Raw genomic sequence first — 2452 nt, forward strand, 5'->3', positions numbered from 1 at the left:
AATAAAAGTATAGTTTCTAAACCTTTAAGTATTCTGGCTTTGAATGCTAAATCTAGCATTCATTCTAAAGTTTATTCTAATCCTCTACTCTTAGATTCTAATCCTAATTCCTTAGATTCTAATCTTAATTTAGACTCTAACCCTAACCATCAAAGAATCTCTCTCTTAGAATCTAATTCTAATTTAGATTCTGATTCTAAAACTTTAACTCTTAATCTTGAATCTCAAGAATCTAATTCTAAATCCTTAGATTCTAATCTTAAATCTCAAGACTCTAAATTAGACTCTAATCTTTTAGAATCTACAATCCATACTCAAACTTTAGAAATAGACTCTAAACTAGACTCTAATTTGTATTGTAAAGTAGATTCTAAACTACATACCAATTTAGATACTAATCTTAATTTAGACTCTAACCCTAACCATCAAAGACATTCTTTAGTTACTAATACAAGAACTTGTCTTTCTCTTATCTGTGCTGGTGTCTTATTAACAATTCCTAATAGTATTAGTGCTAAAGATGATTGGGTATTAAATGAACTGGTGGTAGTGGTACTTTAGATACTAGTGATACTAATACCAATAAAGTTACAGGAACTATTACTAATAAAAATATTGCTGCTACTATTCAAAACAAAGATTATAAAAACTTAGAGATTACAAGTAGTGGAACTATTAATAATACCAATAATAACTTTGCTATTAATGTAAGTAATAATGCTAAGATAGGAACTATCACTAATAAAGGTTTCATAACTGGAAGTAAGGCTCATAATGTTAATATTAATACAGGCTCTATTCAAACCTTTGATAATAGTGGAACGATTAAGAATACAGGAAGTCGTAAATATGGGATTGCCCTTTATGGCACCATAGTAGATTTTAAGAATAAGGGAGTAATAGAAACTAAAGGAAGTGCTATACGTTTTGATTCTCATAGCAATAGCCTAATTAAAACTCTCACCAATGAAGGACAAATAAATTCTGGAATATACTTATCACGTTCAAAGATTGAAACCTTTATTAATAAAGGCACCCTAAAAAGTGGTGGTTCAGCTATTGAATTACAATCTAATTCAAACATTGGGACAATTATTAATACAGGAACGATAAAAGGATCTGGTGCATTTGTGCTAGTTGGTGGCACTTTTCAAAAACTCATAATGAAAGATGGGGGTGTAATAGAAGGGGGTAGTAATGGTGGTATTTCAGTTGGAGGAGGTCAAGTTCTAGGAGATATTGAAATTAGTGGTAAAGGGACAAAGATTAGTGGAGGAAATAATGCTTCTGGTATCTACGTACACGGAAATAACACAAGAACCAAAAAAATAGAAGTCAAAGATGGAGCAGTGATATATGGAGACCTAAGCGGAATTGAACTTGGAAGACGAAGCAAACCTAAGTGGCGATATAAATATTTCAGGAGGAGCTAAGATTCAAGGAGGCACAGGTGCAGGTATTGCTAACAACAATGGCAAAATCACAGGAAATATTACTATCTCTGATGGTGCTACTATAACAGCTAATAACAAACAAGCTATTAGCAATTCAGGCAATGGTTCTATTAGCGGAGGTATTACTATAAGTGGTTCTAACACCAAACTAGAAGGAGATATTGTAAATAGTGGTAATGCTAAAATAGAGAGTGCCATAAAGATAGAACAAGGTGCTAGTGTTAATGGAGGATTAGTAAATAATGGTAATGCTTCTATATCTGGAAGTATTATTATTGATAAGGGCAGTAAGTTAAATTCTATTACAAATAATTCTAAATCTGCTGATGCTATTACAGGAAGCATTGAAAATAAAAGTGATAATAAATTAGCTATTACAAACTCTGGAAGTATTGCAGGTTCTATTAGTTCCACAGGTAATGCTCCTTTAAGTATTACCAACTCTGGCAGTGGTAAGATAGGAGGAGACATTAAAGCAACAGGAGATGGTGCTGTTAGTATTACTAATTCTAGCTCTCAAGGTATTCAAGGAAATATTACTTCTACGGGTAATGCTCCTATTAGTATTGCTAATTCTGGTTCTATTACTGGAGGAATTAATACTAATTCTAATGCTACTATCAAGATTACTAATTCTGGCAATGGTAACATTGGAGGAAACATTAAAGCAACAGGAGATGCTCCTATTAGTATTACCAATTCTAGTTCTAAAGGTATTCAAGGAAATATCACCTCTTCTGGTAATGCCCCTTTAAATATTACCAACTCTGGAGAAGGTAACATAGCAGGGGCTGTTAGTGGTAAAGGAGATATTGTTCTTAAAAATGAAGGTAATGCTAAGATAGCAGGAGGAGTTAGTGCAAGTGGTAATGGTAAAGTCAGTATTGAAAATAAGGGTAAGGCTAATATAGCAGGAGATATTAAAAATGAAGGAGGTGGGAATCTTAGTATTACCAATTCTAGCTCTAAAGGTATTCAAGGAAATATCACCTCTTCTG

At 32.7% G+C, this 2452-nt stretch carries 3 protein-coding genes and 1 pseudogene; 3 read left to right on the plus strand and 1 reads right to left on the minus strand.

The features are described 5' to 3' along the window. The coding region (locus tag C6H18_RS06825; RefSeq protein ID WP_158654884.1) for a hypothetical protein at positions 1-561 on the plus strand (561 nt) is incomplete at its 5' end. 89 nt (positions 562-650) lie between these two features. Here the strand turns inward: C6H18_RS06825 and C6H18_RS09465 are convergent. Beyond that, positions 651-938 (minus strand): hypothetical protein, encoded by a 288-nt coding sequence (locus C6H18_RS09465; RefSeq protein ID WP_158654885.1) that lies wholly within the window; start codon positions 936-938, stop codon positions 651-653. 192 nt (positions 939-1130) lie between these two features. On the opposite strand from C6H18_RS09465, the gene C6H18_RS06830 reads away from it, so the two are divergent. Together C6H18_RS06830 and C6H18_RS06835 are read left to right on the plus strand one after the other, a co-directional pair. Then, positions 1131-1433, plus strand: a complete 303-nt coding sequence (locus C6H18_RS06830) for a hypothetical protein (protein WP_104722366.1) — start codon at positions 1131-1133, stop codon at positions 1431-1433. Continuing rightward, positions 1375-2452, plus strand: a pseudogene (locus C6H18_RS06835) (autotransporter outer membrane beta-barrel domain-containing protein); the annotation flags it as partial. The gene C6H18_RS06830 and the pseudogene C6H18_RS06835, both read left to right, overlap by 59 nt.

This window comes from Helicobacter mesocricetorum, assembly GCF_900198605.1.
GTDB classification, from domain to species: Bacteria; Campylobacterota; Campylobacteria; order Campylobacterales; family Helicobacteraceae; genus Helicobacter_D; species Helicobacter_D mesocricetorum.